Source organism: Campylobacter ornithocola, assembly GCF_013201605.1.
In the GTDB taxonomy this organism is placed as follows: Bacteria; Campylobacterota; Campylobacteria; order Campylobacterales; family Campylobacteraceae; genus Campylobacter_D; species Campylobacter_D ornithocola.
This window is the reverse complement of record NZ_CP053848.1, coordinates 918,320-944,532: the sequence shown is the minus strand read 5'-3', so window position 1 is coordinate 944,532 and position 26,213 is coordinate 918,320. Positions and strand designations below refer to the sequence as shown.

At 27.5% G+C, this 26,213-nt stretch carries 27 protein-coding genes and 1 pseudogene; 11 read left to right on the top strand and 17 right to left on the bottom strand.

The genetic code is table 11. The annotated features are described in order from the left end of the window. Positions 1 to 5: 5 nt before the first annotated feature. The 5 genes from aac(6') to CORN_RS04880 are packed head-to-tail and all read right to left on the bottom strand — an operon-like array spanning position 6 to position 4,207. The gene (gene aac(6'), locus CORN_RS04900; protein ID WP_094750257.1) at positions 6 to 452 is read right to left on the bottom strand and encodes an aminoglycoside 6'-N-acetyltransferase; all 447 of its coding nucleotides are present in this window, start codon (positions 450 to 452) and stop codon (positions 6 to 8) included. After that, the gene (gene kdsB / locus CORN_RS04895; RefSeq protein ID WP_066006522.1) at positions 439 to 1,161 is read right to left on the bottom strand and encodes a 3-deoxy-manno-octulosonate cytidylyltransferase; all 723 of its coding nucleotides are present in this window, start codon (positions 1,159 to 1,161) and stop codon (positions 439 to 441) included. The genes aac(6') and kdsB overlap by 14 nt, the downstream gene beginning before the upstream one ends. Then, positions 1,158 to 2,567 (bottom strand): threonine synthase, encoded by a 1,410-nt coding sequence (thrC, locus tag CORN_RS04890; protein ID WP_066006524.1) that lies wholly within the window; start codon positions 2,565 to 2,567, stop codon positions 1,158 to 1,160. The genes kdsB and thrC overlap by 4 nt, the downstream gene beginning before the upstream one ends. Further along, positions 2,542 to 3,480, bottom strand: coding sequence for a tetraacyldisaccharide 4'-kinase (locus CORN_RS04885; RefSeq protein ID WP_066006526.1), 939 nt, complete (start codon positions 3,478 to 3,480; stop codon positions 2,542 to 2,544). Before CORN_RS04885 ends, thrC begins: the two co-directional genes overlap by 26 nt. After that, a complete protein-coding gene (locus CORN_RS04880; protein WP_066006528.1) occupies positions 3,467 to 4,207 on the bottom strand; it encodes an NAD+ synthase in 741 nt (246 codons plus the stop codon). The genes CORN_RS04885 and CORN_RS04880 overlap by 14 nt, the downstream gene beginning before the upstream one ends. 61 nt (positions 4,208 to 4,268) lie before the next feature. On the opposite strand from CORN_RS04880, the gene CORN_RS04875 reads away from it, so the two are divergent. From CORN_RS04875 to CORN_RS04850, 6 genes are read left to right on the top strand one after another with little or no spacing between them, the layout of a single operon-like run. Then, on the top strand, positions 4,269 to 4,868 hold the full coding sequence (locus tag CORN_RS04875) for an MBL fold metallo-hydrolase (protein WP_066006530.1): 600 nt from the start codon (positions 4,269 to 4,271) through the stop codon (positions 4,866 to 4,868). Then, on the top strand, positions 4,868 to 5,149 hold the full coding sequence (locus tag CORN_RS04870) for a hypothetical protein (protein ID WP_012661606.1): 282 nt from the start codon (positions 4,868 to 4,870) through the stop codon (positions 5,147 to 5,149). The genes CORN_RS04875 and CORN_RS04870 overlap by 1 nt, the downstream gene beginning before the upstream one ends. A gap of 56 nt (positions 5,150 to 5,205) precedes the next feature. Continuing rightward, on the top strand, positions 5,206 to 6,183 hold the full coding sequence (locus tag CORN_RS04865; protein ID WP_066006535.1) for an agmatine deiminase family protein: 978 nt from the start codon (positions 5,206 to 5,208) through the stop codon (positions 6,181 to 6,183). Beyond that, complete coding sequence (locus CORN_RS04860; RefSeq protein WP_066006536.1) at positions 6,180 to 7,094, top strand: cation diffusion facilitator family transporter; 915 nt, start codon at positions 6,180 to 6,182, stop codon at positions 7,092 to 7,094. Before CORN_RS04865 ends, CORN_RS04860 begins: the two co-directional genes overlap by 4 nt. Then, entirely contained in the window at positions 7,063 to 7,935 is an 873-nt protein-coding gene (locus CORN_RS04855) for an N-carbamoylputrescine amidohydrolase (RefSeq protein WP_066006537.1), read from the top strand. The genes CORN_RS04860 and CORN_RS04855 overlap by 32 nt, the downstream gene beginning before the upstream one ends. 11 nt (positions 7,936 to 7,946) lie before the next feature. Beyond that, positions 7,947 to 8,513, top strand: coding sequence for a DJ-1 family glyoxalase III (locus tag CORN_RS04850; RefSeq protein WP_066006538.1), 567 nt, complete (start codon positions 7,947 to 7,949; stop codon positions 8,511 to 8,513). 23 nt (positions 8,514 to 8,536) lie between these two features. Here CORN_RS04850 and CORN_RS08545 read toward each other — a convergent pair whose 3' ends face one another. Continuing rightward, positions 8,537 to 8,776, bottom strand: a complete 240-nt coding sequence (locus CORN_RS08545; protein WP_280642205.1) for a SelT/SelW/SelH family (seleno)protein — start codon at positions 8,774 to 8,776, stop codon at positions 8,537 to 8,539. A gap of 103 nt (positions 8,777 to 8,879) precedes the next feature. On the opposite strand from CORN_RS08545, the gene dnaE reads away from it, so the two are divergent. Further along, complete coding sequence (gene dnaE, locus CORN_RS04840; RefSeq protein WP_066006540.1) at positions 8,880 to 12,473, top strand: DNA polymerase III subunit alpha; 3,594 nt, start codon at positions 8,880 to 8,882, stop codon at positions 12,471 to 12,473. Positions 12,474 to 12,853: 380 nt separating this feature from the next. On the opposite strand, the gene CORN_RS04835 is transcribed toward dnaE, so the two are convergent. The 5 genes from CORN_RS04835 to CORN_RS04815 form a co-directional block, all read right to left on the bottom strand. After that, positions 12,854 to 13,030, bottom strand: coding sequence for a hypothetical protein (locus CORN_RS04835; protein WP_158005118.1), 177 nt, complete (start codon positions 13,028 to 13,030; stop codon positions 12,854 to 12,856). Between the two features lie 225 nt (positions 13,031 to 13,255). After that, entirely contained in the window at positions 13,256 to 13,459 is a 204-nt protein-coding gene (locus CORN_RS04830; protein WP_066006547.1) for a hypothetical protein, read from the bottom strand. Positions 13,460 to 14,155: 696 nt separating this feature from the next. Continuing rightward, positions 14,156 to 14,299, bottom strand: coding sequence for a hypothetical protein (locus CORN_RS04825; RefSeq protein ID WP_158005119.1), 144 nt, complete (start codon positions 14,297 to 14,299; stop codon positions 14,156 to 14,158). Positions 14,300 to 14,496: 197 nt separating this feature from the next. Beyond that, positions 14,497 to 14,760: a hypothetical protein gene (locus CORN_RS04820; protein WP_066006549.1), complete on the bottom strand. Its 264-nt coding sequence runs from the start codon at positions 14,758 to 14,760 to the stop codon at positions 14,497 to 14,499. A 383-nt stretch (positions 14,761 to 15,143) separates the two neighbouring features. Then, entirely contained in the window at positions 15,144 to 15,377 is a 234-nt protein-coding gene (locus CORN_RS04815) for a hypothetical protein (RefSeq protein WP_066006551.1), read from the bottom strand. 925 nt (positions 15,378 to 16,302) lie between these two features. Here CORN_RS04815 and traN point away from each other — a divergent pair. Continuing rightward, positions 16,303 to 16,734 (top strand): annotated as a pseudogene (traN, locus tag CORN_RS04810) (conjugal transfer protein TraN); the annotation flags it as partial. 276 nt (positions 16,735 to 17,010) lie between these two features. Continuing rightward, positions 17,011 to 17,763, top strand: coding sequence for a hypothetical protein (locus tag CORN_RS04805; protein ID WP_246260873.1), 753 nt, complete (start codon positions 17,011 to 17,013; stop codon positions 17,761 to 17,763). 164 nt (positions 17,764 to 17,927) lie between these two features. Here CORN_RS04805 and CORN_RS04800 read toward each other — a convergent pair whose 3' ends face one another. The 6 genes from CORN_RS04800 to CORN_RS04775 form a co-directional block, all read right to left on the bottom strand. After that, positions 17,928 to 18,839, bottom strand: a complete 912-nt coding sequence (locus CORN_RS04800; protein WP_066007559.1) for a type VI secretion system baseplate subunit TssG — start codon at positions 18,837 to 18,839, stop codon at positions 17,928 to 17,930. Further along, positions 18,836 to 20,563, bottom strand: a complete 1,728-nt coding sequence (gene tssF / locus CORN_RS04795; protein WP_066007557.1) for a type VI secretion system baseplate subunit TssF — start codon at positions 20,561 to 20,563, stop codon at positions 18,836 to 18,838. The genes CORN_RS04800 and tssF overlap by 4 nt, the downstream gene beginning before the upstream one ends. Position 20,564: 1 nt before the next feature. After that, entirely contained in the window at positions 20,565 to 20,957 is a 393-nt protein-coding gene (locus CORN_RS04790; RefSeq protein WP_066007556.1) for a GPW/gp25 family protein, read from the bottom strand. Positions 20,958 to 20,960: 3 nt separating this feature from the next. After that, complete coding sequence (gene tssC / locus CORN_RS04785; protein WP_039626296.1) at positions 20,961 to 22,415, bottom strand: type VI secretion system contractile sheath large subunit; 1,455 nt, start codon at positions 22,413 to 22,415, stop codon at positions 20,961 to 20,963. Positions 22,416 to 22,427: 12 nt separating this feature from the next. Continuing rightward, positions 22,428 to 22,913, bottom strand: coding sequence for a type VI secretion system contractile sheath small subunit (gene tssB / locus CORN_RS04780; protein WP_039626294.1), 486 nt, complete (start codon positions 22,911 to 22,913; stop codon positions 22,428 to 22,430). Between the two features lie 73 nt (positions 22,914 to 22,986). Then, positions 22,987 to 24,261, bottom strand: coding sequence for a TssA family type VI secretion system protein (locus CORN_RS04775; protein ID WP_066007555.1), 1,275 nt, complete (start codon positions 24,259 to 24,261; stop codon positions 22,987 to 22,989). Positions 24,262 to 24,355: 94 nt separating this feature from the next. Here CORN_RS04775 and tssJ point away from each other — a divergent pair, with 94 nt between their 5' ends. Beyond that, positions 24,356 to 24,796, top strand: a complete 441-nt coding sequence (gene tssJ / locus CORN_RS04770; protein ID WP_066007554.1) for a type VI secretion system lipoprotein TssJ — start codon at positions 24,356 to 24,358, stop codon at positions 24,794 to 24,796. Between the two features lie 15 nt (positions 24,797 to 24,811). Then, the gene (gene tssK, locus CORN_RS04765) at positions 24,812 to 26,212 is read left to right on the top strand and encodes a type VI secretion system baseplate subunit TssK (protein ID WP_066007552.1); all 1,401 of its coding nucleotides are present in this window, start codon (positions 24,812 to 24,814) and stop codon (positions 26,210 to 26,212) included. Position 26,213 lies beyond the last annotated feature (1 nt).

Sequence of the window (26,213 nt, the reverse complement as noted above, 5' to 3'; positions counted from 1 at the left end):
TTTCCTTAATTTAGTTTTTTTATAAAACAAATAATTTTATTAGCTTCTTTGAAGCCACATTGAATATGAAAATTAAAACTATCAACATTTTGTAATTCGCAATCACTAGCAAATTCACTAATTTTTTGGTTTAAAATCCATTGTTCGCAATATGTCAGTAATTTTTTTGCATAATATTTTTTTCTAAAATTTTCTCTAATGTAAATTCCTTCTAAATATCCTACGGGAGTATTAGAGCTACCTTCTACATAATCATATCTTATACTAACATAAGCTAAACCTATGCACAATTGTTGTATTTTAAGTAAAAATACAGCATATTTTTGATCTTTTAATATATTTTCAAATTCATGCTTTAATTTTACAATGGGTTTATTAAATAATAAACTTGCTAATATTAATACATCTTCTAAATCATTAATGTTTGCTTGGTAAATTTTAAAATGATCCAAATTTAGCTAAAGCCCTTTTGTAATCTTCTTTTGTATCTATACCTATGCTTTGACTTTGTATTTTTAGCATTTTGATTTTTTTGCCATTTTCTAAGGCTCTTAATTGCTCTAGTTTTTCGCATTCTTCAAGGGCTGAGTTTTTCAAAGTACAAAATTCTTGTAAATTTTTAACTCTATATGCATAAATTCCAAGGTGAGCTTTGAAATTTTGTTTATAATTTGCTCTTTCATAAGGAATTTTAGATCTTGAAAAATATAAAGCATAATCATTACTATCAGTAACTACTTTAACCAAATTTGGATCATCGCAAGCTTTTGCATCTACTTCTTTATAACAACTACTCATAAAACAAAGCTCATCTTCAAAAGATTTTTGGCTAAATTCTTTAAATTTTTTGATATTTTGTGTTTCTATAAAAGGCTCATCAGCTTGAACATTAATGATAAGTTCATTTTCATTTAGGTTTAAAATTTGACAAGCCTCGTTGATCCTATCAGTGCCACTTTCATGATTTTTACTTGTTAAAACTGCTTTTATATTGTGTTTTTGTGCTATTTTTAAAACCTCTTCATCATCAAGCGCCACACACACTTCATCAACTTCTTGCATTTTTTTAGCTGTATAAATAAACATTGGTAAATTATGAATTTCGCATAAAATTTTATTTTCAAAACGACTTGATTTTAATCTTGCTGGTATGATTATCATTGTTTTATCCATTCTATAATAGTTTGTTTTAGATTTTCAAGCTTGCAAACTTGATTTTGCTTTTGCGTACTTGTAAATAAGTTTGCAATATTTGGATGAATTTCTTGGTTAAATTCTTTTGCAAGTTTTTGCATGCAAGCTTGTTCATCTTGACATTCTTTATCATAAATTGCTTGATACATACTTGGTGTAAATTTACTCCATTGTGCTGTGGAAGTGATGAGTGTAGTGGTGTTAGGATCAAGCATTTTAAAGCAAGTACAAGTGTGAGGATCTAAAAGTCCTAAGTGGCTGTATTGTTTGATATATTGCATACATAAATCATCATTGCAAAAATCAGCTTCAAAGTCTTCTTGTAAAAGCTCTAGTTCTTTTTGGCTAAGCTCATAATATTTCTCATTTGTTAAAGTTTGCATTAGTTCTTTGGTACGTTCATATTTAAATTTATCAAAAAGCAATCTTTCTATATTTGATGATATGAGTATATCCATAGCAGGAGAAATAGTTTTTTGCAAGCTTTTATTTCTTAAATCATATTTGCCTGTATTAAAAAACTCACTTAAGATATTGTTTGAATTGGAAGCAATTTTAATTTTACCTATATTTGCTCCCATTTTTTTAGCATAATAAGCTCCTAAAGCATCACCAAAATTTCCACTTGGAACGATGATGTCTATTGTTTTGTCAATTTTCAAACTAGCATAATAATGATAGATGATTTGAAAAAGTATTCTTCCAAAATTGACTGAATTTGCAGCACTTAGACTTAGCTTTTCTTCTTTTAAAGTATTTTTAAAATCCTCATCATTTAAAAGTGTTTTTAGAGCATTTTGTGCATCATCAAAATTACCTTCAATGGCTATTGATTTTAAATTACTTGCATTTGAGTGTGTCATTTGCAAAGCTTGAGTTTTACTTGTACCTTCATTTGGGTAAATGCAAACTACCTTTATACCTTTTTTATTTTCAAAGCTTTTTAGTGTAGCAGGTCCTGTATCACCACTTGTAGCACACATGATTAAAAAATCATCATCTTTTTTTAAGTATTCCAAAAGTACGCCAAAAGGCTGTAAGGCCATGTCTTTAAAAGCTCTTGTTGGCCCATGGAATAATTCATTAATATAAAGCTTATCATTAATTTTTCTTAAACAAATAGGGCAGGTTTTATCATCAAAATTCTCATAAGTTTTCAAAGCATTTTCAAAAACTTCAAGCTCTAAATCAAAATCAAAAGCCGCGATGATTTTCAAAGCTAATTCTTTGTAGTTTAAATTTTTTAAAGCTTCATTGTCAAGCTTTGGTAGATTAAGTGGAGCGTATAAAGCATTATTAGGTGCACTAGGGCTAAGCAAGGCCTTTGAAAAGCTTACTTGATGGTTTTTATCTTGGGTTGAGTGTAGCAACATTTTCTTCCTTTTTGTTAAATTTATCAATATAATTTTGCAAAACTTGCTTAAAGTTATCTTTTAAAATAATATCAAGATGAATAAGCTCGGTTTTAAAACCAAAGTCTTTTACTTTTACATAGTCTTTAAAGGTTAGCATTAAGGTATCGCAGTTGTGTTTTTTTAAAAGTTTTTCTAATTCTTCTTTTTGAAAAGTATAATGATCGGCAAAAAAATAACAAGCCCTAGCTTTGATAAAATGCTCATATAATCTAAAAGGCTTTGCAATAGAGCTTATTAAAACCGCTTTTTGATTTTCTTTTACATGAGAATAACGCACAAAGTCTTCATTTTCTTTAGCTATAAAATCAGCTTTTTTAGCAAAAGATTTTGGCAAACGATAAGCCCCGCTAGGTAGGGTAAAATCAAAAAATGGCTCATCTTTACTTTGCAATAAAATATTAAGTTTTTTAATATGAAATTTAGAAAAAGCATCATCTAAAAGTATGATTTTTGCTCCAAGTTCGATAGCTTTGTGTATTCCTTTAACTCTGTCTTCACTAACTATAACTCCGCTAATATGCTTTGTAAGTGCATATTCCATAGCTTCATCGCCACTTTCTTTAATACTACATAAAATTTCATTTTTATTTTTAACGACGATTAAACCTTTACTTTGTCTTTTATAGCCTCTTAAGATGATAAAACAATTTTCAAACTCAGCTGCTATGGCTTTGCAAATAGGAGTTTTTCCATTGCCTCCTAGTGTTAGATTACCTATGCTTATAATGGGTAAATTAAAATCAAGTTCTTTTTTAAATTTAGTATTTAAAATAGCTATAATCATATATAAAAAGCTAAAAGGCAAAAGCAAAAAGGCTAGAGTTTTTTGCAAAAAATTAGGTTTAAAAAAATAGCGATCAAGCCAAGTCATATGTATTCTTTAATGTTGTTGGAAGTTTTCTTTTAAAGGCATTATTTTGCACACGCTCTAAGACTAAATTTTTTAAATTCTCATCAAATTTTTCCAAGCTTTGATTATTTTCTAAAGCTTTTAAAACTTCATCTAAAACTTCATATTTATAGCCAAGATCTTTTTCATCGCTTTGATTTGGCCAAAGATCAGCACTAGGAGCTTTTTTGATGAAATTTTCATGCACGCCTATAAATTTAGCAAATTCAAAAACTTCACTTTTATAAAGTGTAGCTAAAGGATTAAAAGCACAAGCTAAATCTCCATAAATAGTCCCATAACCAAGCATAAGTTCACTTTTATTAGAAGTGCCTACTACCAAAGCATTATGCAAGGCTGAATAATCATAAAGTAAACTCATACGCACTCTTGCAGCTAAATTTCCAAAACGTAAAGGGTTTAAGTCTTGACAAATTTTTTCATAAGCACAAAGTACTTCATCAATATAAATGATCTTATGGTGAATTTGCAAATACTCACAAAGCATTAATGCATCATCTAAATTTTCTTTTTTAGAATGTTTTGTAGGCATTAAAAGCACAAAAAGTTTTTCGCCCACTGCTTTTTTGCAAAGATGAGCTACTAAAGCTGAATCTATCCCACCACTTAAGCCTAAGATGAGATTTTTATATCCTGCTTGTTCTTTTATAAAATTGATCAATAATTCTTGTAATTTTGTATAATTCATAAAAAATCTTTAAATATTAATTTTTTAAAATTATATTTGATTTAGTTAAAAGGAAGTTTATATGCGTATTTTAAAACAACCATGTGGAATGTATGAGACAAATTGTTATATCATAGATCATAAAAACAAGCAAATCATCATCGATCCAGGTGAAAATGCTTATAAATTTATCAAAGAAAACGCAAGTAAACCTTTGGCTATTTTAAATACTCATGGTCATTATGATCATGTTTATGATAATGCTAAAGTTAAAAAGGCTTATGAAATTCCACTTTTTATCCATAAAGATGATGCTTTTATGTTAAAAGATCCTTTTAATTATGGTTTTGAGCATTCAAATGCTGATGTGTTAATAGAAAATGAAAATGAATTTAGTGTAGATGAGTTTAAGTTTAAATTTCATCATTTCCCAGGGCATACTCCAGGGTGTTGTATGATAGAACTTGTGGGTGAAGATGTGCTTTTTAGTGGGGATTTTTTATTTTACCGTAGTATTGGTAGATGGGACTTTCCTTATTCAGATGCAACTAAGATGAAAGAGAGTTTATTGAAAGTTTTAGCTTATGAAAAAGATTTTAAACTTTTTCCAGGGCATGGGGAAGAAAGCACTCTAAAAGAAGAACAAAAAGCAATTCCTGCTTGGTTAAGGTATTTTCACTAATGGATAAGGTTTTATATTTTTTAAGTTTTTTGCTGATTTTAAGTGCGGTTTTGAGTTTTTTTAAACCCAAAGAAGCAAAAAAGAAATTTTTTCACAAATGCCCATGTTTTAGAGCGGTGGAAAATGGTTTAATGAGTAGAATTTGTATTTATGCGGGAAGTTTTGGTTTTATGTATTCTGTGCTTTATATAGGTTTTGGGGTGTATGATAAAAAGCTTTTTATGATTTTGCTTTTATCTTTTGCGATATGGTATTTTGCTTGGGTTTTAAAAAAAGAGTAAAAAACTATCATTAAAAATGTTAAAATACTTTTTTAATTATCAAAAAGGGTATCAAAATGAGAAAAAGCATAGCAGAATGGCAAGAACAAGAGCTACTTTTACTTTCCTTGCCTCATATAAATAGCGATTGGAAGCCTTATTTAGAAGAGATTTTGCAAAGCTATGAAGAATTTGTTAAAGCTGTGGCAAATTTTCAAAAAGTTTTACTTATAGCACCAAGTGAAAAAGACTTTCAAAGGTTTAAACATATAAAAAACGTTGATTTTTTTAAATGTGATACTAATGATACTTGGATTAGAGATTTTGGTGCAATTGATGTGCGTGAAGATGAAAAAATTATAGGGCTTGATTTTATTTTTAATGCTTGGGGAGATAAATTTCAAAGCACTTTAGATAATGCGGTAAATTCAAAGCTTTTTGCGCAAAAATTATCTGGAAAATTAGAAAAAATTGATCTTATCTTAGAAGGTGGGAGTATTGATTTTAATGGGCAAGGAGTAATGCTTACAACGAGTGCTTGTTTGTTAAATGAAAATAGAAATTCACATTTAAATAAAGAGCAAATTGAAGCCAAGTTAAAAGAAATTTTTGGCTTAAAACAAATTATATGGTTAAATCATGGTTATATAAAAGGCGATGATACTGATCATCACATAGATACTCTAGCAAGATTTATCAATGAAAAAACCATTGCTTATTGTATATGTAAAGATGAAAACGATGAGCATTATAAACCCTTAAAAGCTATGGAAGAGGAGCTTAAAAAAACAGGATTTGATTTATTAGAACTTCCTTTACCTAAGCCTTTATATTTTGAAGGTAAAAGACTTGGTGCTACTTATGCAAATTTTGTTTTTGTTAATGGTGGCTTGATAGTGCCAACTTATAATGATGAAAACGATGCTTTGGTATTAGAAAATTTACAAAAAACATGCAAAGATAGAAAAGTAGTAGGGGTTGATGCAAGAGTGTTTTTAAGACAAAATGGTTCTTTGCATTGTTCTTGTCAAAACCGCTATGAAGGTCAAAGATGAATTTGCAAAAAAGTGCAACCATCATCGCAAGTGTATGTGCTATTTTTTTAGCTATTGTTAAATTTATAGTAGGTTTAGCTTCAGGTTCTGTTGCGGTACTTTCTAGTGCGATTGATTCTTTGCTTGATTGTGTGATTTCGGGTTTAAATTTTCTAGCTTTGAAAAAAAGCTCTCAAGGCTCTAGTAAAGAATATAATTTTGGCCTTAGTAAAATTGAAGCATTAATGGGGCTTTTTGAAGGTCTTATTATTAGTGGGATTGGGGTTTATATTTTCTATGAGAGTGTTTTGAAAATTCACAATCAAGAAAGCGTAGAAAAACTTGATCTTGGAATTTTTGTCATGGCTTTTGCTATGGCTGTGACTTTGTGTTTGGTGGTTTTTTTAAACTATGTTGCTAAAAAAACAAAAAGCTTGATTATAAAAGCTGATAGCTTGCACTATAAAATAGACTTTTTAACTAATGCTCTAACACTTTTAGCACTTGTGATTATTGCTTTTACAAATTATCATTTTATTGATGGTTTATTTGGTATAGCTATAAGTTTATATACGATTTTTTCTGCTTTTAAAATCATTAAAGAAAGTTCTAAAATTTTATTAGATGTAGCTATTGATAAAGAACAGGTTGAAATGATTAAGCAAATTATAAGTGCAAATAAAGAAGTCAAAAGCTTTCATCATTTAAAAACTAGAAAAAGCCCTGATATACTTTATGTTAGTGTGCATTTAGTTTTTGAACCTACAATATCACTTTTAAAAGCTCATAAAATCGGTGATGAGATTGAAGATAGTATAAGGGAGCATTTTAAAGATGATTTTTGGAATATCCATATACACTTAGATCCTTATGATGATTCAGAGGAAGAAAGGAGTAAAAATGAAATTAGCACTCATACAGCAAGAATTTAAACAAAATAAAGAAAAAACTATAGAAAAAACATGCGAACTTATCAAACAAGCAGCAAAAGAAAAGGCTGAGCTTGTATGCTTGCAGGAACTTCATCAAACGCAGTATTTTTGCCAAAGTGAAAATACAAACTTTTTTGATTTAGCTAATGACTATGAAGAAGATGTTAAATTTTGGTCTAATGTATCTAGGGAAAATAAAGTTGTTTTGGTAACTTCTTTATTTGAAAAAAGAAGTGCAGGGCTTTATCATAATACTAGTGTGGTATTTGAAAAAGATGGCTCCATAGCAGGTAAATACCGCAAAATGCATATACCTGATGATCCTTGTTTTTATGAAAAATTTTATTTTACTCCAGGTGATTTGGGTTTTGAACCTATACAAACAAGTATTGGAAAGCTTGGAGTTTTAATATGTTGGGATCAATGGTATCCTGAAGCTGCTAGGTTAATGGCTTTAAAAGGGGCTCAAATTTTGATTTATCCTACTGCTATAGGTTGGTTTGATAAGGATGAAAAAGAAGAAAAACAAAGACAACTTGAAGCTTGGATAGGTGTGCAAAGAGGTCATGCTATAGCTAATGGCTTACCTGTAGTAGCTATTAATAGAGTGGGTTTTGAAAAAGATGAAAGCGGTGTGGAAGATGGCATAAGATTTTGGGGGAATTCTTTTGTCTTTGGTCCACAAGGTGAAGAGCTTTTTAGGGCTGATGATAAACAAGAGCTTTGTAAAATCATTGAAATAAATATGCAAAGATGTGAAAATGTGCGTAGATGGTGGCCGTTTTTACGTGATAGACGCATAGAGTATTTTCATGAGTTAAATAAAAGATTTATTGATTAAAAGGAGGAAAAATGAAAAAAGTTTTAGTGCCTTTGGCAAAGGGTTTTGAAGAGGCTGAATTTATAGGTATAGCTGATGTTTTAAAAAGAGCGGTTATAATTGGCGGGAAATTAGAAGTGACTATAGTTTCATTAGATGATGAGCTTTTAGTACAAGGAGCTAATGGAATTTGCATAAGGGCTGATATGAGTTTAGCTAGTGTTGATCGAGAAAATTTAGACGCAATTGCTTTGGCAGGTGGATTTGAAGGTATGATGAATCTAAAAAATAATCCAACTATCATAAAAATCATACAAGATTTACATGCTAAGAAAAAAATCGTAGCTGCTATTTGTGCTTCGCCTATAGTGTTGGCAAAAGCAGGGGTGATCAATGGAGAGTTTTCTTGTTATCCTGGCTGTGAAGTAGGTATTGAAGGCACAAGAGTAAATAAAGCAGTTGTGGTAAATGAAAATGTCATCACAGCAGCTGGACCTGCTACAGCTATTTTGTTTGGTTTGGAGCTTGCTAAGCATTTATGCTCAGAAGAAATTTATCAAAAACTTTATGAAGGTATGCTTGTTCCTTTGACAAAATAAACCCTCGCTAATGAGGGTTTAGCTTACATTTGCTTCATAAGCTTGGTGATTTCACCCTCATGAGGAAATCTATCTATTTCACAATTAAATAAGTCTTTTTTAGAGTAAATGATTTTACCATCTACTTCTACTATAAAATGACCACCACCTTTTTCTATGGTAGAAATTTGCGCATCTTTGAATTCATTTTGTATTTCTTCTGCAACCCTTGCAGCTTGTGGTTTGTAATTTCAAAGATTACAATAATAAATTTTTACTTCCATTTTTTACTCCTTTTTTGAAAGTAAGCTATTATACATTTTTTATACTTGTAAGTTTTAAATTTAAGGTTTTTTTTTATAATAATAAAAAAATACAAGGGAAAATATGAGCCAATTTACACATTTACATTTACATACAGAATATTCTTTACTTGATGGAGCAAATAAACTCAAAGAGCTTGCTAAAACGCTAAAAGCTCAAGGTGCAACTAGTGTTGCTATGACTGATCATGGGAATATGTTTGGAGCTATTGATTTTTATAAAACGATGAGATCTGAAGGGATTAAACCTATCATAGGACTTGAAGCATATTTACATAATCACGATGATTTAAGTGATAAAAGTTCAAGACAGCGTTTTCATATTTGCTTATTTGCTAAAAATGAAATTGGCTATAAAAATTTGATGTATTTAAGCTCGCAAAGCTATATACATGGTTTGTATTATTACCCAAGGATTAATAAAAAGCTTTTAGAGGCTCATAGCGAAGGCTTGATTTGTTCATCAGCTTGTTTACAAGGTGAAGTTAATTGGCATTTAAATACCAAAAATGAAAGAAATTTAAAATTTGGCGCAAAAGGCTATGAAGGTGCAAAAGAAGCTGCACTTTGGTATAAAAAGGTTTTTGGAGATGATTTTTACCTTGAGATCATGCGTCATGGTATTGATGATCAAAAATTTATCGATGATTCTATCATTAAACTTGCTAAAGAGCTTGATATAAAAATCATCGCAACCAATGATACGCACTATACTTTTAAAGAAAGAGCAGCCGCGCATGAAGTGTTTATGTGTATAGCTATGGGGGTTAAGCTTGATGATCCGGGGCGTTTAAGACATGAAGTGCATGAATTTTATGTAAAAACGCCAGAACAAATGAGTGAGCTTTTTGCAGATATTCCAGAAGCTATTGAAAATACTCAAGAAATAGCTAATAAATGCAATCTAGAATTAAAACTAGGCGATCCTACTCCACCAAATTTTAAATTTACCCGTGAATATGCGAAAAAATATGGCTTAAGTTTAAGTCAAGAAGATCAAGAATTTAGCTTTGATAATGATGATATAGTCTTTGAATATCTTTGCAAAAAGGGCTTAGAAGAAAGACTTCAATTTATCGATGAGAGTAAGCATCAAGAGTATAAAGATAGGCTTGATTTAGAAATTAGTATTATTAAAAATATGAAATTTTCAGGTTATATGCTTATCGTTCATGATTTTATCGCCGCAGCTAAGGAAAAAGATATACCAGTTGGACCAGGGCGTGGGAGTGCTGCGGGGAGTTTGGTTTCGTATTGTTTGAAAATTACAGATTTAGATCCTATACCTTATAATCTTCTTTTTGAGAGATTTTTAAATCCTGAGCGTGTATCAATGCCCGATATTGATGTGGATTTTTGTCAAGATAGAAGAGGGGAAGTGATTGATTATGTGATCGATAAATACGGAGCCGAAAAGGTTGCACAAGTCATTACCTTTGGTAAGCTTTTGGCAAAAGGAGTGATTCGTGATGTGGCTAGGGTTTGTGATATGAGTATACCTGATGCGGATGCTTTGGCAAAATTAGTTCCCGAAGAGCTAAAAATAACACTAGAAAAAGCTTATGAGCAAGAGCCAAAAATCGCTGAATTTGTAAATTCTCATCCAAAAGGACATCAAGTTTGGGATTTTGCTAAGGCGTTAGAAGGATTAAATAGAAATGCTGGTATGCACGCAGCTGGAGTGGTGATATCTAATGAAGCATTGTGGAATAAAGCACCGCTTTTTAGACAAAGTAAAAACGATGAACGTCATTTAGTAACGCAGTATTCTAAAGAATATCTTGAAGATGTGGATTTAATTAAATTTGATTTTTTAGGTCTTAAAACTTTAACTGTTATTAATAATGCAATTAAATTGGTTAAAAAGCGTTATGGTAAAGACGTGGTTTGGGAAAAAGTCAATATGAATGATCCTAAGGTTTATAAAACCATACAAAGTGGTAATACCTTGGGCATTTTCCAAATAGAATCAGGTGGTATGCAGAGTTTGAATGCTAGGTTAAAGCCTGAGAGGTTTGAAGACTTGATAGCAGTTTTAGCTTTATATAGACCAGGACCACTTGATAGTGGGATGGTGGATGATTTTATCGATATCAAACATGGTAGAAAGGCTGCTACTTATGCGTTTGAAGACTTAAAACCTATACTTGAAAACACTTATGGGGTTATAGTTTATCAAGAGCAGGTTATGCAAATAGTACAAAAAATCGGTGGTTTTTCTTTAGGTGGTGCTGATAATGTACGCCGTGCCATGGGTAAGAAAAAAAGAGAAATTTTGGACAATCTTAAGGCAGAGTATTTAGAAGGTGCTAAAAAACAAGGCTATGATGAGAAAAAGGCTGATGATTTGTTTGAGCTTATTTTGAAATTTGCTGAATATGGTTTTAATAAATCTCACTCAGCTGCCTATGCACTTATAACCTTTCAAACAGCGTATTTAAAGACTTACTATCCAAGTGAGTTTATGGCCGCGCTTTTAACAAGTGAAGAGAGCAATGTAGATAAGGTCGCAAAATACATAGAAGAAATGAAAAGAATGAATATCAAGCTTTTACCACCAAGCATTAACAAAGCTCAAAGAGAATTTAGTGCAACTAAGCTTGAAGATGGTTCTGAAGCTATTATTTATGGGCTTGGAGCGATTAAAAGCGTGGGAATTCCTGCGATAGAAAATATCATGGCTATTCGCAAAGAAGAAGGTTTTAGTGATTTTGATGATTTTATAAGCTCTATTGATCCTACTAAGATTAATAAAAAAACCATAGAAAATTTAGCTAAATCAGGTGCTTTTGATGAGTTTGGTTATACTAGAAAATGTTTAGTAGATAATCTTGAGCTTATTTCAGAAACAAGTAGAAAAATCGCTGAGGTTAAAAGAAACTCTACTACTTCGCTTTTTGGAGAAGAAGAAATAGCTGCAGATATTAAAGTAGGGCTTCATGATAGTAAAATTGAATTTGAAATAATGGAAAAACTAGGCTATGAAAAAGAAATTTTAGGAATTTATGTATCAGGACATCCTTTAGATAAATTCGCAAGTCAAATAGAAGGCATAGAGTATTTTAAAAGTATGGATTTTGAAACACTTAAAGGCGAAGGTGAGCTTTTAGTTGTAGGAAAGATTGAAGATTTTAAATCGATGATGAGTAAAAGCGGTAAAAGATATGCTAAAGCTGTGATTTTAGACTTTTATTCTTCTTTTGATATGATAGTTTTTGAAGCCCAAGTAGAAAAAGTTGAAGCGCTTTTTAAGGAAAGTAAGGATGAGGCCTTTGCTTTTTTGCTAAGATATAAAAATAATGATAATGACTTAAGCTTTAGTTTAAATGAAATTTATACTCTAGAAGAAGCAAAAGAAAATGAGTTAAAATCTTTTAGTAAAAGAAAAAGTTTTGCAAAAAAGGAGAACAAAGAAGAATTTACACAAGAACCTATGAAATTTGAAGAAAATATCATAGAACTTGACATTAACAAACTTAGCAAAGATATGGTGTATGAAATTTATGATTTAGCTAATACAAGGCATAATCCAAAAGATACCAACAACAAAAAACTTGTGTTAAAAGTACTTGATATGGGTAGTTGCTTGCTTTATCACACAAATTTTGTTCTCTCACAAGAAGCTATGGATGTGATAGCTCAAAAATGTAAAGGTTGAGATTTTAAACAAGATGAAATATAAAATTTTATACGTTTAGTAAAAATTTATATCTATCTTTCAAAAGGAAATTTGCTTAATTTCCTTTACACTTAGTGGAAAGCATTTATTTATAAAAGAACTCATGCAAGTAAAATTCTTTTCTAAATTTGATTGATACATATCTATGCAAAAAAATAATATACTTTATATTATTTTTTTTGCATATGAAAAGATTATTGTAAGATTTTTTTACAAAACTAAACATAGTCAAAGAATTTTTCATCAAAATTGGATTTAAATTCTATATTTTCATTAATGTTAAAATCCTCTTCCTCGCTTCTATTATCTATATAGGCCATAATGATCTTTTTTAAATCAAAAAATAAACGAAGAGAGTTTTAGTTAAACTGCTCTTTTTCTATAAAATCTAAAATATATTCTTTCTCTATGCTATCTCCAAACATAATAGCTGATTTTAAATTTTTATTCTCTTTGTTTTCTAGTATAAAAATTTGTAAATTATTATCTAAATTTAATTTAAAATCAAAATTTACTTTTAAATTTGATATTTTCAAAGCTTTGCTTAAGGAGTTAAAGTACTCATCGTTATTTTGCATAAATATAATATTTTAATTTCTTCTGTTTTTAGATAATTTGCCAACTCTTTTATGTCTATCATTCGTCTGTAAATTAATCCATGAGTTATCTCTTGGTTTTTAAGGCATCACAATATTCTTTGTGTTTAATGATATTTAATAAATTTAATACATTATCTAAACCAAAAAGAGATTCTCCTAACATTAAATAATCAAATATTTTTCTGCTTGGCTTTCTATGTTATTGTTTGATCTAAATTGTGTAAAACATAGTAAGCGTATTTTTGGTTCTTGAAATTTTTTATTTGCTTTTAAAAAACTTATGGAATTTTCATTAATGCATTGTCTATCATATACAAAATTTTCACCATCGGTATACTGCCAATCTTTAAAATCATAATTTTGCAAAAATTCTTCTTTTTCATAAGAAGATTTGTATTTTTGTATAAAAATTCTTGCAAATTTGTGATTTTATTTAAATTTTTTAATTGAATTTTTATATAGTCTTTTGTGTGGTATGTTTGATTTTCATAATAATTTAAATTTTGATTAGAATTTTCAAGATTTAATTTTTGTATTAAGATATAAAATTCTTTTAGAGTTTGTAGTTTTTCTAAGTGTTTTTTAATGATACTCACATCACATTTTAGTAAAGTCTTGAAAAGATTTTAATATATTTTTAAGGCAAAATTTTGTTTTTTCTCATCTTCTAAATTACAATAAAAATCGTACTCTTTAGTGTTAAAAATATGTTCAAAAACACAAATATTTATTTTTTCAAAGTTTTTTTGCTAACATTTTTTTGCATTAAAATTTCAATAAAATCATTGTGAATTAAGTCGTGTATTTTGCTTTGTTCTAAAACATCATCTAATGCTAAAAAATCACCACAAAGTTTTTGGATAATTTTGTTAAATGAAGAATTGATAATATTTATATGAAAATTTGTAATATTTATTTTTTCATCTAAATTTAAAATTTCTTTTATGTATTTTTCTTCAATAGAATTTAAATTTATAGTATATTAGTGTTCTTGTGGTGGAGCTAATTCTTCTTTTAAGATCTGTTTAAAAAAATCATTTCTCTTTTTAATTTTGTAAGCTTTTATAGCATTAAAATTAAATTTTTTGTTACTATGAGTTCTTTTTCTTTCTTTTTTATCTCCTCATCGCTTAAATTTACACCAATTCTTTTATAAGCTAAAAGTTTTGGAGATTTATATGTGCAATCTAACACAAAAAGTTCCATACATTCTTCTTTTTACCACTCATCATAAACATTCAATATCATCAAGTTGGCTAATATGTTCTTTTCATTATGTTGTTTGGATTGCTTGTAGAGCCATATTTGTTTTATTAAAAATTATATAGTTAGGTAAAGATTCTATAAATTTAAATATTTCTTCGCTCTCTAGTTTATAATTTTGATTATTTTGGTTATAAATTTCACAAAGCTGTGCTTGCAAAGAATAATAAATTTTGCATTGTTATACTTTTTTGAGCTTGCTTGAATGTCACTTTCGCACTAGCTTTTATTAAATTGAAAAAATATTCTTTAGAATTGATGTTATTAAAAGATTTAGATTGTATAAAACTTATTTGATTTTTTGTTTCTTCTTCAAGTAAAGGTTTAATTATACATGTGTAAATATCACCATCTAATTTATGATTGATAAACATATCAGCATATTTTAAAAGTTCAATCTCCAAGGTATCATCGATATAATCTTGTGCTTTTTTTGTATTATTTAAAGAGATTTTTTCAAATTCTTCTTGAGTGATATCTAAGACATCTCTTAAGGCTTTTTGTATAATTTTTTCTTGATAATTTTTTTACAGCTTTTTGCTCTGAATCCATTTTGTCACTTTGTTCAAATTTATCTTCATAATAATTTCTCATAGCATTTATTTGTTGTGCAAATTCAAACATATCTTGTGTATTGATTTTTAAAGATTGTACATCTAAAGTTTGAGATATATTAAAATAACTAAATCGATCTATAAGATCTTGCGTCTTAGGTGTGTAGTTTTATTTAGTTTCATTTATTGTTTTATTATCTGCTTTAGTTTGTTGGTAAAGATTAAAAAATCATCTAAGATAAATTTGCAATTATTTCAAAGATAGATTCTGTCATTATGATATTTTTACTATTTTCATAAATACAAGTAAATTTATCTCCGCTTACGGTGAAATTATTTTCTTGAATTTTTTCTATTTTAAAAATACTATTTTTCATTATTTTTAAAAAAGTGTTAAATAAGTTTTGATTCTTTAAATTTAATTCATAATAAAATATTTTATCTTTTTTTGTCAATGTATAATTCAATATAAAACTTTATATAATTTTTGTTATTTGTGTGTATTTGATTTAAAAAAAGAAATGATAATAAAAAATATTATAACACTTCTTGTTAAATTTGATATGTAAATTTAATTTTTTGTATTTTATAGTTTTTAAGTTTTATAAATGGATTATATTTTGGTTAGTATAGTCTAAATCTAAGAAAAATGGTGCCCGAGGTCGCCATGTAATTTACCAACCAAACTCCTAAATATCCATACTTTAATGAAATATTTTTTCATTTGCACATACTTTTGCACATACTTTGTATTTTATTGTAAAAAATGTGTAAAAAAGTGATATTGTTTTGCTAAATAGGTGATATATTAAAATTTTTAGAGTGTGAATTTCAAGGAAAGAATATTGTGGATTTAAATTCTAACAAAGAAAATACTGCCTGACTAATGAAGAGCAAGTGTTTAAATATATTCAAGAAACAATTTCAAAAATAGAATATTTGCTATTATATGAATTGCTAAAGTAGATTAAATCTTATTTTAAAGATTTAACCCCTAGTATAATTTTAGCTATTTTTTCAAAGCTATAAACATTTTTTAAAATCATTACCATTTAAATTTTTCTAATATCTATAATTCTACATTATGCTATATTAAATATTTTATTTTATGTCCTGTTTATACTGTAAAATAAAATATAAATGCTATGCTTTAGATAGTTTTAGAAGTTAGTAAAGATATTGTATGTTTAAAACAATAACTATTTTAAATGTAATAGTTGTGTTTTAAAAAAGCACTAGCCATATCGAAGATGAAGATGCTCAAGTTGGTATTAATGATGAAAATAATAATGGTTGGGAAGATGATGGTTCTTATAGAGGACAAATTTTTATTTTAATAAAAAAGATAATAGATGTCGCTCTAAAGACAAATTTTTTGGCTTAACTGGGGGTGGTTGCTGTGATAAAGATAAAGTATTTATAGGGCTTGTACCTTGTAAAGAAGATGAAAAAAAGATAGCAAAACTCAATAAGCAAAATAGATGTGTAGAAGTTGGTGAATATTGCTCTAAAAAAATTAAATTCATAGCTTGCATTCAGCATAAAAAAACACATTGTTGTTTTAATTCAAAATTAGCAAGAATATTTAATGAGCAAGGACGCCCACAAATTGGAAGAGGTTGGGGTTCTCCAAAAAGTCCTGATTGTAGAGGATTTACTCCAGAAGAATTTCAAAAGTTAGATTTTAGTGAAATAGATTTAAGTGAATTTATTGCTGATATTGTTGGAAGTATTGATGTAGATAAAATACAAGCTGATTCTATAAAAATACAAGAAAAGATTGAAAGCAATCTTGAGAATTTAACAAGAAAGCCTACTAATTAAAAAGAAAATAAAATTATAGAAAGGAGATAGAGTTTAGTTAAAAGTTTGTTTGGTAAAAGCCAAAGGGATTATCCTAAACCCTGCAAAAGCAGGGGATACTCAATAAGCCTTGACATAGCAAAGTGTTAAGAGTATAATTATAAGGATAATTTTTGTTAGCATTATGCTCACCTCCCTTCTGGGCGGTAAATTAACGCTAAAGGGTTGCGCCCCTTTGGCGTTGCACCCTTAATACAATTATACCAAACAAACTCTTTAACTTCTTTAATACAATTGATGAAAATATTTTGCATTTTATTCCTTAGTGCTTTAATTTTTGCACCTTCTTTATTATTTGGTGCTACAAATATAGATGATAATCATATTATCTTTACTTGGGGCTATGGTGAAGTAGCAAATGATATTTTACAAGTTATAAAAGATGTTATATCTTTGCTTCAATTAACTAATAAAAGTAAAGAATCTTTTCATATCAATATCTTAATCAATAGTGATACACTTTATAAAAATCCTTTATTGCAATATAATATAAATAGAAAAATTTCTAAAGATGATAATATCATTTATGCTTTAAAAAATACTTCTAGTATAAATCATGCTTTTAAAAACTTAAAACAATTACAAGAAGTATTATTAAAAGAAAATATATTTTTAAATTTTATAGACTTAAACAGCAAAGAAAGTCTTTTAAATTTTTATAATCAAATATTAAGTAATCATCATCTTAAAGATTATTTTTATATAAAAAATAATCAATTTTTTATTAAAGAAGATATAAAAAATAAAATTTTATTTAATAGTATTAATACTTATTCTATTGTAAGTAATTATCTTAGACTATTAAATGATTTTAATACTTTAAGCAAGATAGAACTTATAAATATATTAGAAAGTTTAAGTTTATACAATCTTTCAACTTTAATGCAAGATATACAAAAAAGATACTTAAAACTAGAATATAACTTAAAAAGCTTTGATAAAGATAGTATCTTTTTATCTAATATGATTATGAATGTGAGGTTGAAGTAGAGTTTTGGATTAATATAAGCTTGTTGTTAATTTATGGTTATTTTCATAATATTGGGTATTATTAAAATTTAATAATATCAATAGTTTAAATAATAAAAATTCAGATTTTATATATTTGATTTTAATATAGATGAATAAATGATATATTTTGATAAATATAAAAATTATTCATGAAGTTTAATATGTATTATTTCGTAATTTTTTATTTTTTTTCCTAAAATTTTACCCCATCCTAATTTGGAGTGAGAGTAATCTCCTAGCTTAAACAGCATTCTTTTATTAAAAATAATTTTAAGATATAAATCAACACAAAATTCATTGTTAGTTAGAAATAATATACTTTCTTTAAGCTCTTTGTATTTTTCTGCGTTTGGAAAGTATTTTAAAGCTTCATCATAGTGTATATCTTTTATATAAATAGCTATTTTATTTTGGTAAGATAGAAATTTTTTTCCTAAGATTAGATTTTTTCCTAAAATATGATTTTTACTTCCTAATTTATTTAATTGCATGTGTCTTATGTAAATTTGATGGGGTATATTTTCTATAATATTTAATTGATTTTGTAAATTAAAAGTGATTTGTAAAATTCTTTCAATATAACTTTTAGGTCTTCTTAAACTTAGTAATAACGGTGCAAAAGGCAGATATCTCTTTGCAATTTTTGTGTCATTGATACCTAACATAGAAAATAGTATTTTAGAAATTCTATCGTTGAAGTTAATATCAAAACTTTTTGGATAATTGTTAAGAGTGGTAATTTCAAAAAAAATCCAAAGAAGATAGTGATTGAAGAAATCAAAAAATAAACTCCATCCATCCCCGCCATCCTCATTCCTAGAGAGCTTGTCTAGTATATAAGAAGGGAGTTGTGATGTATTACCTTGTAGACCCATAAAATTAATCATAATTTCAATGGGAAAATCACTAATATTTTTATTGAATTTTACATATTCGATTTCTTTGTTAGGATGCATTAGGGCATTATTTACCCTTAGAAAAATATCTTCTTTGGGATGATCTTTTAATAATTTTTTAAGAAGTTTATAAAAGGTATAAGAGTTTGCATTGTTCATAATATAGGTTTAATTCCTTTTTTAAAAGGATAGTGTATAGTCACTTTTGAGTTTATGCATTTAATTTTTAATTCACAAAATGAATTAATACTCACAAAGGATGATAAAAATTCTGAAATTATTAATCCTAACTTATAAACTTCACCCAAAGAATAAAATTTAGAATCATCTATACTTATAATACTCATAGTGCCTTTTTTTGTAATATGCTCATCAATTAAGTAGCTTGGTTTTGACCGTATGTCAATTATTGAAGAGGTAAGTAATTGACATACTACTTCAGAAGTTTTATCATCAGGAAAGCTATAGCTTTCTAAAACTTGAAAAAAGGATGTTTTTGTTAAAAGAGTTTGATAACTAAATGACAAAATAGAAACTAATTTCCATAAAAGATCACCATTGGTTTTAACTTGCTTAATCGGCGTTGGAATGGTAATGTTTTTCGTAATAGCATCTTTATAAAAAGGTATAAGATTGATATCGCCTATTTTTAAACGGGTCGGTAAATTTTTATTACAGCATAATACATCTATTGTGATTGTTTCATTTGTATTGTTTGAGGAAAAAAACGATATTTCTTTGAAGTTATCTTGCTTGGAATTTGATTTATTTGTAATGTAGTAAAAATCTTGTATTTTATTTTGCATAAATTCAAAACGTTCAAAATTTTTATAATTTTTTAAAATTCTACTCCCGCTGTCGCTATTATGTGCTTTGACTTGTTTTATTTGAACTATATCATATGCATTTAAATTTGTTCTATCGATAAAAATTCTATATCCATTTTTCGAGTGATTATTGATGATAGGTTCTGCTGTTTTTTCGAAAATATTAATGATTGGTGTTGTCGATAATGAGAATAATTCATTTTTTATAATACAATTTTTAGGAAGTGTTTTATTAAATTTAAAAAAAATGCTAATTAACTTACCTTTACACTCATGTAAAACATCCAAGCCTTGTATTGAGATAAAATTAAATTTTTCAGGCAAAAAAAAGTATTCTCTTAGCAAGGAAAAAGATTCAAATCCTAAGTCATTATAAAATAGGCAACTTTCGTTTGGCTTTAAACCCATAGTTTTAATATTATGGGTATTTATTTTAAATTCTTCTTTTGTGTCATGAGATATGACTTTTATTTCTTCTAAATATTGATGCATATAAAAAAGTAATGTAGATGATGTGTAAACATCATCCCCTAAGTATATACTTAGTCTATCTAAACCTAGATGTTCTATGTTTAAATCTTCTCTACTAACTCTAAGTTGTATATCTAATGTATGATATTGTCTTTCACTTCCTAAAAAAACATTCTCTATATTTAATGGATATAGATATACATCATATACTGTTTTAAATTCACATTCACATTTTTCTATAGATACAGATTTAACTGTACTATTTTTAGGAATAATTAATCTGTTGAGTTTGCTGTTTTCGCTAAATTTGAATTCTTGCATACACATAGAAGGTAGAATGTTGGTGTAATTTGGAGAAAGAATATTAATTAGAGATTCTGCAATATAGGGTATATTTTGATCTAATTCTTGATGAATTTTAGAGGTTAATATTGCTAAATTTTCAATAATTCTTTCTATATCTGGATCTTTACTATCGTAAGATAAAAAAGGGGTTAACTTGGGAAATTTATCTATAAAAATTTTCCGAGCATGATTAAGATAAGCAATCTCCTTTTGATAATAATGTATATCATCTTGTGTCATTTTAGATAACCTCGCAATATCGATTATTTTTAAATATAATTTCAATTGCAAATTCTTTAAAATTATCATTACAAAAAACACATTTTAGTAAAAATGAAAGTTGCCAAGGTTTTAAAGAATCATTATATGTGATAGAATTAATTATAATTCTTTTTTCGTATTTACTTATGAGTTTATGAATTTCTTTTGCCATGTTCAAGCAAAGTTCTGTCGAGCTTAAATTTAGATTTTCCATACTAGATAATCCAAAATCTTCAACACTTAAGCAGTCATCAAGTTTTGCATTAAGCAAAACTTGTATATTATTTTTTATTTCTTGAAATTCATTTTGATAAAAAGGGATATTTTTATATTGCTCATCTAATGAATGAATAATTTTATCCAACAAAGACATTTATTATTCTTTATCCAATTTACCTACTAAAGATAGTTCAAAATTTCCACCCATATATTTAAAGTGAGGACGAACACTCAACCCAATCTTATACCATCCAGGCTCCCCTGGTATATTATCCACTTTTACTTGAGCCCCTCTAAAAGGTCTTCTACTTCTAACCTCTGCTGGTGGATTTTCTTGATCTGAAATATATTGTCTAACCCATTCGTTTAAACCATTTTCAATATCACTTCTTTCCTTCCAGCTTCCAATTTCTTCTCTTTGTAGTACTTTTAGATAATGTGCTAATCTTGAAATTAAAAATACATAAGGCAATTGAGTACCTAAGCGGTAATTTGTTTCAGCCTCTTTTCCTTCTGGTGTGTTTGGAAATATTTTAGGTTTTAAAGCAGAATTTGCTGAAAAAAATGCTGCATTATTGGTGTCTCTTCTTAGAGTTAAAGTTATAAACCCATTTTCTGCAAGTTCATATTCTCTTCTATCTGTAATCAAAACTTCAGTAGGAATTTTAGCTTTTAAGTTTCCAAAATTTTCATAAAAATAAGTAGGAAGATCTTTTACGCTTCCACCGCTTTTTGGTCCTATGATACTACCGCACCACCTGTATTTAGCAAAACTTTCTGTTAATCTTGTTGCGAAAGCATATGCTGAATTTCCCCATAATAGATGATTATGAGATGCGTGAACATTTTCTTTGTAATTAAAGCTTTTGATGGGATTTTCTTCACTATCATAAGGCGATCTTGTCAAAAACCTCGTAACCATTAATCCTGTGTATTTAGAATCTTCATTTTCTCTAAAAGTTCTCCATCTTGTGTATTGTGGACCTTCGAGAAGACTTTGTAAATCCTGAATATTAGCTAATTCTGAATAATTTTCTAAACCAAAAAATTTAGGTCCTAAAGAAGTTAAAAATGGAGAATGACTCATTGCTGCTATGCTTGACATTTTATTTAAAAAAGTCATATCTGGACTTGCAGTGCTTAGTTGGTAATCACCAATTATAGCACCAACTGGTTCTCCACCAAATTGTCCATATTCTGAAGAATAAATATTTTTATAAACAACACTTTGGGTGATGTCTGGATTATTTTCGAAATCTTCTAAAACTTCTTCTTTTGTAATATCAAAAAGATTAATTTTAATATTTTCATTAAAATCAGTTCTTTCTACTAAGAAGAAAAGTCCTCTCCAAGTCGATTCTAATTTTTGAAATTCTTCATTATGTAAAATCTCATCCATTTGTTTTGATAATAAATCATCGATATGGGCAATCATTTCATCAAGTGCAAATTTGTTGATTTTATCTTCTATGTTATCGCTTTCAACTATTGCGGAAATAAATTCGGCTACTCCTCTTTTTGCTATACTATAGCTTTCATCATTTCTAGCATATTTGCTTTTTTCCATAATACTTTCAATAATTGGAGTATCAATTACTTTATCTTTTGACATATTATGTTTCCTTTATTCTTCGTTATTTTCTTTTTTGATTTCTAAAAGCAACTGCTCTTTGGTTTTTTCATTTTTTAGAGCATCTAAAACAGCTTTTCTAAAATTTGGAATATTACCCATGGGTCCTTTTAGAGCCATTAATGCTTCTCTAAGGCGCATTAGTTTATTTAACTCTGGCACTTGTTGCACTATATTATCAGGCGAAAAATCTTTCATACTAGATATTTTTAGGTTGATATCTAATTCTTCAGCGCCTCCACCCAAAGTATTTTTAACATTAAATTGGGTTTTAATGTCTAGTTTTTGCATAACTTGATTAAAATTTATTTTGTTGATAGACACAATTTCTCTATCTTCTAAATTTTGTTCATTTTTACCTGTTAAATTAGCCATTATCATAAGTTTTAAAGGTAATTCTATCTCTGCGTTTTGCCCGTTTGTTTTTGCCTTGTAGGTTATATTTATGCGTTCTTTTGGTGCACTTGATCCATCAGACATTTTACTTCCTTATTTTTTGAATTAAAATTTATTTTTTAAATTATACATAAAACTAAATAAAGAATAACTAAGTTTATATTTTTTTATTAGTTTTGTTTTTTGCATAATTATACTCATCACTTAAGTAATCCTTTAATAAGGTTTTTTCCATAAGTTCAACTAGTTGTAAGTATATAATTTTTGCATTATTTTTCATATTGTTTGTTTCAAAAACTTGTGCCATGGCTATTAAAGAATTTATATTACAAAATAAAGAATTATTATAATTTTCATTGTTTATTTCAATGAGTAATTGCTCTACTTTTTTATTTTTATCGGATGTGGTGTGTGTTTTTTTATTAGTTTCTTGATTTTGTTTTACAAAATAATTAAATGTATCTTCTTTACACATTAATTCGCCGTTGTCAAATCTTAACTTGGTAATATCTTTGAATTTGAGAATAAAATTACAAGTTAGTAAATTTAAAATTTTCAAGGAGTGTTCTTTTTGATGATGATGTAAAAAATCACAAAATAGTTTAAATCCTTCTATCCAGAAAGGGTTAAGTGAAAGGTTATTGATAAAACATTTTATTTGATCTAACTCATTCGTATTTTTATCTAATAGTAATTTTATTAAATTTCTATCAGGATATCTTACTTTAGTGACAAAATCTGAATGCGGTGGAAGGGTTTTTAATCTTCCCCAAGCTGCTTCTGCAAACAATGAATAAGCATTAGTATTTTCAATGTTATTTTCTAGTAATTCTATTGCTAGATTATTTAATAATGTTCTGTATTCTCTATCGCTAAGATTAGATAATTTTGTGTTTTTTATATCGATATTTACTTGTGTCACTGGAGATTTAAGAGGTGATTGTTTAGTTTGAGTTATTTCTTCTTTAATGTTTAATTTTGCAAAATTACAATTTAAAATTTCGCGTAATTTTTCAAAATACTCATTTAAACTTTTAGCTGTGACTTGTGAGCATTTTGGTGAATTTTTATTAAATTCATTAATAAAATTTTCAACAATTTGTTTGTATTTCTTTTTTTGATTTAATAGTATAGAAGATGTTTTACTTATATTTTCAGGTTTTTCTCGAAATAATTTTTCTGTAAAAATTATTATTTCTAAAAATATTTTAAAACACTCTTCGTTATTTAATGCTAAACATGATAAAGAAAAGTAAGCGAAAATTTTCATATCCATCGAGTTGTTTTGTAAAATATCTAATGAGTGTTCATATACCTTATCCCATTGTATTTTTTCATGATTTAATGTTTTGTATTTTGTCATCTCTTCTTCAAGTAAATGAAATATCTCTAAGTTTTCTAAATTTTCTTCATAATGATCACAGAAAATCATTTTTTATCTCCTAAGCACTATTGAAAGTTTTTTTAATTATAATAAAAAATAAAATTATAGTGTTATTTATTTAAGTATTTTTTTAAGGATGGGAATGAGAAAAATTTTTGTTATGTTGCTCATGGGGTTGTTTTTAAGTTCTTGCTCTAGTGTTGTAAGTGTAAAGATTGATAATATAAAAAATTCTAATTTAAATAGTAGAAATGATGATGTTCCTTTGACTGTTATTGTGTATCAACTAAAAGATGTAAATAAATTTATAAAGGCTAGTGATTTAGAGCTGATTAATAGAGAGGATGCTCTACTCGGTAGAGATAAAATCGACTCGATTAGACTACAAATTGCCCCTAAAGATAATATTATTGCTTTTAAAGTTATAGATGAAGAAGTGCCGTATATTGGTATTTTGGTTTTATTTGCAAATAATACTAAAAAGGTAACAAAAATTTGGGCAAAAACAGATGATGCTAATGGTTTTGGAACTAAAAAAACATTAAAATTTGAAATAACAAAAGATGGTGTTAGACATATTTAATCTAAGGAAAATATAATGGCAGATAAGCTAAAAGTAGCTTGGTTTAATGGGCTAAATATTGATAAAATTCATTTTGAGCAACAAGAACGATATTTTGAAAGAAATATTAATCTTAAAACAATTTCAACTTTCAATAATTTATATGGAATAATTGATTTAGAATTTTCCAATGAAATGTTAATGCAAGGAAAAATAGCACTTAAAAGAATTTCTGGAATTGCTAAAGATGGTAGCATTTTTAATGCGCCAGAACAAGATGAGCTTCCAGAGCCTTTGGAAGTTAATTATGATTCTTTGGTAAATTCTATTATTGTTATTAAAATTCCTATGGGTTTATCCTCTATAGCAGATATATCTTTATACAATAATATACCTAATTCAAAATACATTAGTTTAAGAAGTGTTGTAGCTTCAAGAATATATGATGATAATACTAATGATGTTTTTAAACATACTGATTTAGAAGATGAATATGAGAATGATAATATTACTTTCTCTCAAGAAAAAATAAGCATTACTTTAGCTAGTTTGAGATTGAAATTGGGCTTTTTAGGTAGCAAAACTCCAGATGAACTTGAAATTCCTATAGCAAAAATCAAAAATATTGATTTAAATAAAAAAATAGAGTTAGATGAAAGTTTTATACCCACTTGTTTAGATTTAAATAAATCTTCGTATATTAAATCATTTTTAGAAGAAATTTTGCATTCAATTAAACAGCATAAAGAAATACTCACTGAAGTATTTAAGGGTATAGATCAAACTAAAAACACCTTGGATTTTAGTACATATTTATCGCTTAATCTTTTAAAAAAATGGTATTTTATTTTTTCATATATAATCAATAAAGATAAAATACATCCTGAAAATTTATATGAAAAATTAGTTGATTTTCAAGGAGATCTTAGTGCTTTTGGTACTGAAAGCTCCTTTTCTGATTTTATAGTATATAATCATGATGACTTGACTAACACTTTTTTACCACTTACTAATCAACTGAGAGTTTTATTTGCAAAAATAACTTCTCCAAAATATACTATGGCTCAAGTAATTGATAATAACAATGGATTTTATGATTTGTTATTTGACAATCCTACGGTTATTGAAGAGGGTGAATTATTTTTAGCTATTAGTGCTGATGTTAATCATGAGTATTTATTATATAATTTTAAAACTCAAAGTAAAATTCATACTCAAAGTAGGATAAAAAGTATAGTAACAACACAATTACGAGGGATAAACATAGAGCAAATTTCAAATATTCCATCTTCCATACCTTATTTAAATGGTTATATTTATTACAAGTTAGACAAAAAAGATGAGCTGTTTAAATACTTTAAGGGCGAAAATGTTATAAGTTTATATCTAACAACAAATATAAAAAACCCTGATATAAAAATGTGGGCTGTATTTTAAG

What these genes read in the sequence shown, in the direction of transcription:
- kdsB (WP_066006522.1), bottom strand. Translation starts at nt 1,161, where the DNA reads ATGATAATCATACCAGCAAGATTAAAATCAAGTCGTTTTGAAAATAAA.
- thrC (WP_066006524.1), bottom strand. Translation starts at nt 2,567, where the DNA reads ATGTTGCTACACTCAACCCAAGATAAAAACCATCAAGTAAGCTTTTCA.
- CORN_RS04885 (WP_066006526.1), bottom strand. Translation starts at nt 3,480, where the DNA reads ATGACTTGGCTTGATCGCTATTTTTTTAAACCTAATTTTTTGCAAAAA.
- CORN_RS04880 (WP_066006528.1), bottom strand. Translation starts at nt 4,207, where the DNA reads ATGAATTATACAAAATTACAAGAATTATTGATCAATTTTATAAAAGAA.
- CORN_RS04875 (WP_066006530.1), top strand. Translation starts at nt 4,269, where the DNA reads ATGCGTATTTTAAAACAACCATGTGGAATGTATGAGACAAATTGTTAT.
- CORN_RS04870 (WP_012661606.1), top strand. Translation starts at nt 4,868, where the DNA reads ATGGATAAGGTTTTATATTTTTTAAGTTTTTTGCTGATTTTAAGTGCG.
- CORN_RS04865 (WP_066006535.1), top strand. Translation starts at nt 5,206, where the DNA reads ATGAGAAAAAGCATAGCAGAATGGCAAGAACAAGAGCTACTTTTACTT.
- CORN_RS04860 (WP_066006536.1), top strand. Translation starts at nt 6,180, where the DNA reads ATGAATTTGCAAAAAAGTGCAACCATCATCGCAAGTGTATGTGCTATT.
- CORN_RS04855 (WP_066006537.1), top strand. Translation starts at nt 7,063, where the DNA reads ATGAAATTAGCACTCATACAGCAAGAATTTAAACAAAATAAAGAAAAA.
- CORN_RS04850 (WP_066006538.1), top strand. Translation starts at nt 7,947, where the DNA reads ATGAAAAAAGTTTTAGTGCCTTTGGCAAAGGGTTTTGAAGAGGCTGAA.
- dnaE (WP_066006540.1), top strand. Translation starts at nt 8,880, where the DNA reads ATGAGCCAATTTACACATTTACATTTACATACAGAATATTCTTTACTT.
- CORN_RS04825 (WP_158005119.1), bottom strand. Translation starts at nt 14,299, where the DNA reads ATGGAACTTTTTGTGTTAGATTGCACATATAAATCTCCAAAACTTTTA.
- CORN_RS04805 (WP_246260873.1), top strand. Translation starts at nt 17,011, where the DNA reads ATGAAAATATTTTGCATTTTATTCCTTAGTGCTTTAATTTTTGCACCT.
- CORN_RS04800 (WP_066007559.1), bottom strand. Translation starts at nt 18,839, where the DNA reads ATGAACAATGCAAACTCTTATACCTTTTATAAACTTCTTAAAAAATTA.
- tssF (WP_066007557.1), bottom strand. Translation starts at nt 20,563, where the DNA reads ATGACACAAGATGATATACATTATTATCAAAAGGAGATTGCTTATCTT.
- CORN_RS04790 (WP_066007556.1), bottom strand. Translation starts at nt 20,957, where the DNA reads ATGTCTTTGTTGGATAAAATTATTCATTCATTAGATGAGCAATATAAA.
- tssC (WP_039626296.1), bottom strand. Translation starts at nt 22,415, where the DNA reads ATGTCAAAAGATAAAGTAATTGATACTCCAATTATTGAAAGTATTATG.
- tssB (WP_039626294.1), bottom strand. Translation starts at nt 22,913, where the DNA reads ATGTCTGATGGATCAAGTGCACCAAAAGAACGCATAAATATAACCTAC.
- CORN_RS04775 (WP_066007555.1), bottom strand. Translation starts at nt 24,261, where the DNA reads ATGATTTTCTGTGATCATTATGAAGAAAATTTAGAAAACTTAGAGATA.
- tssJ (WP_066007554.1), top strand. Translation starts at nt 24,356, where the DNA reads ATGAGAAAAATTTTTGTTATGTTGCTCATGGGGTTGTTTTTAAGTTCT.
- tssK (WP_066007552.1), top strand. Translation starts at nt 24,812, where the DNA reads ATGGCAGATAAGCTAAAAGTAGCTTGGTTTAATGGGCTAAATATTGAT.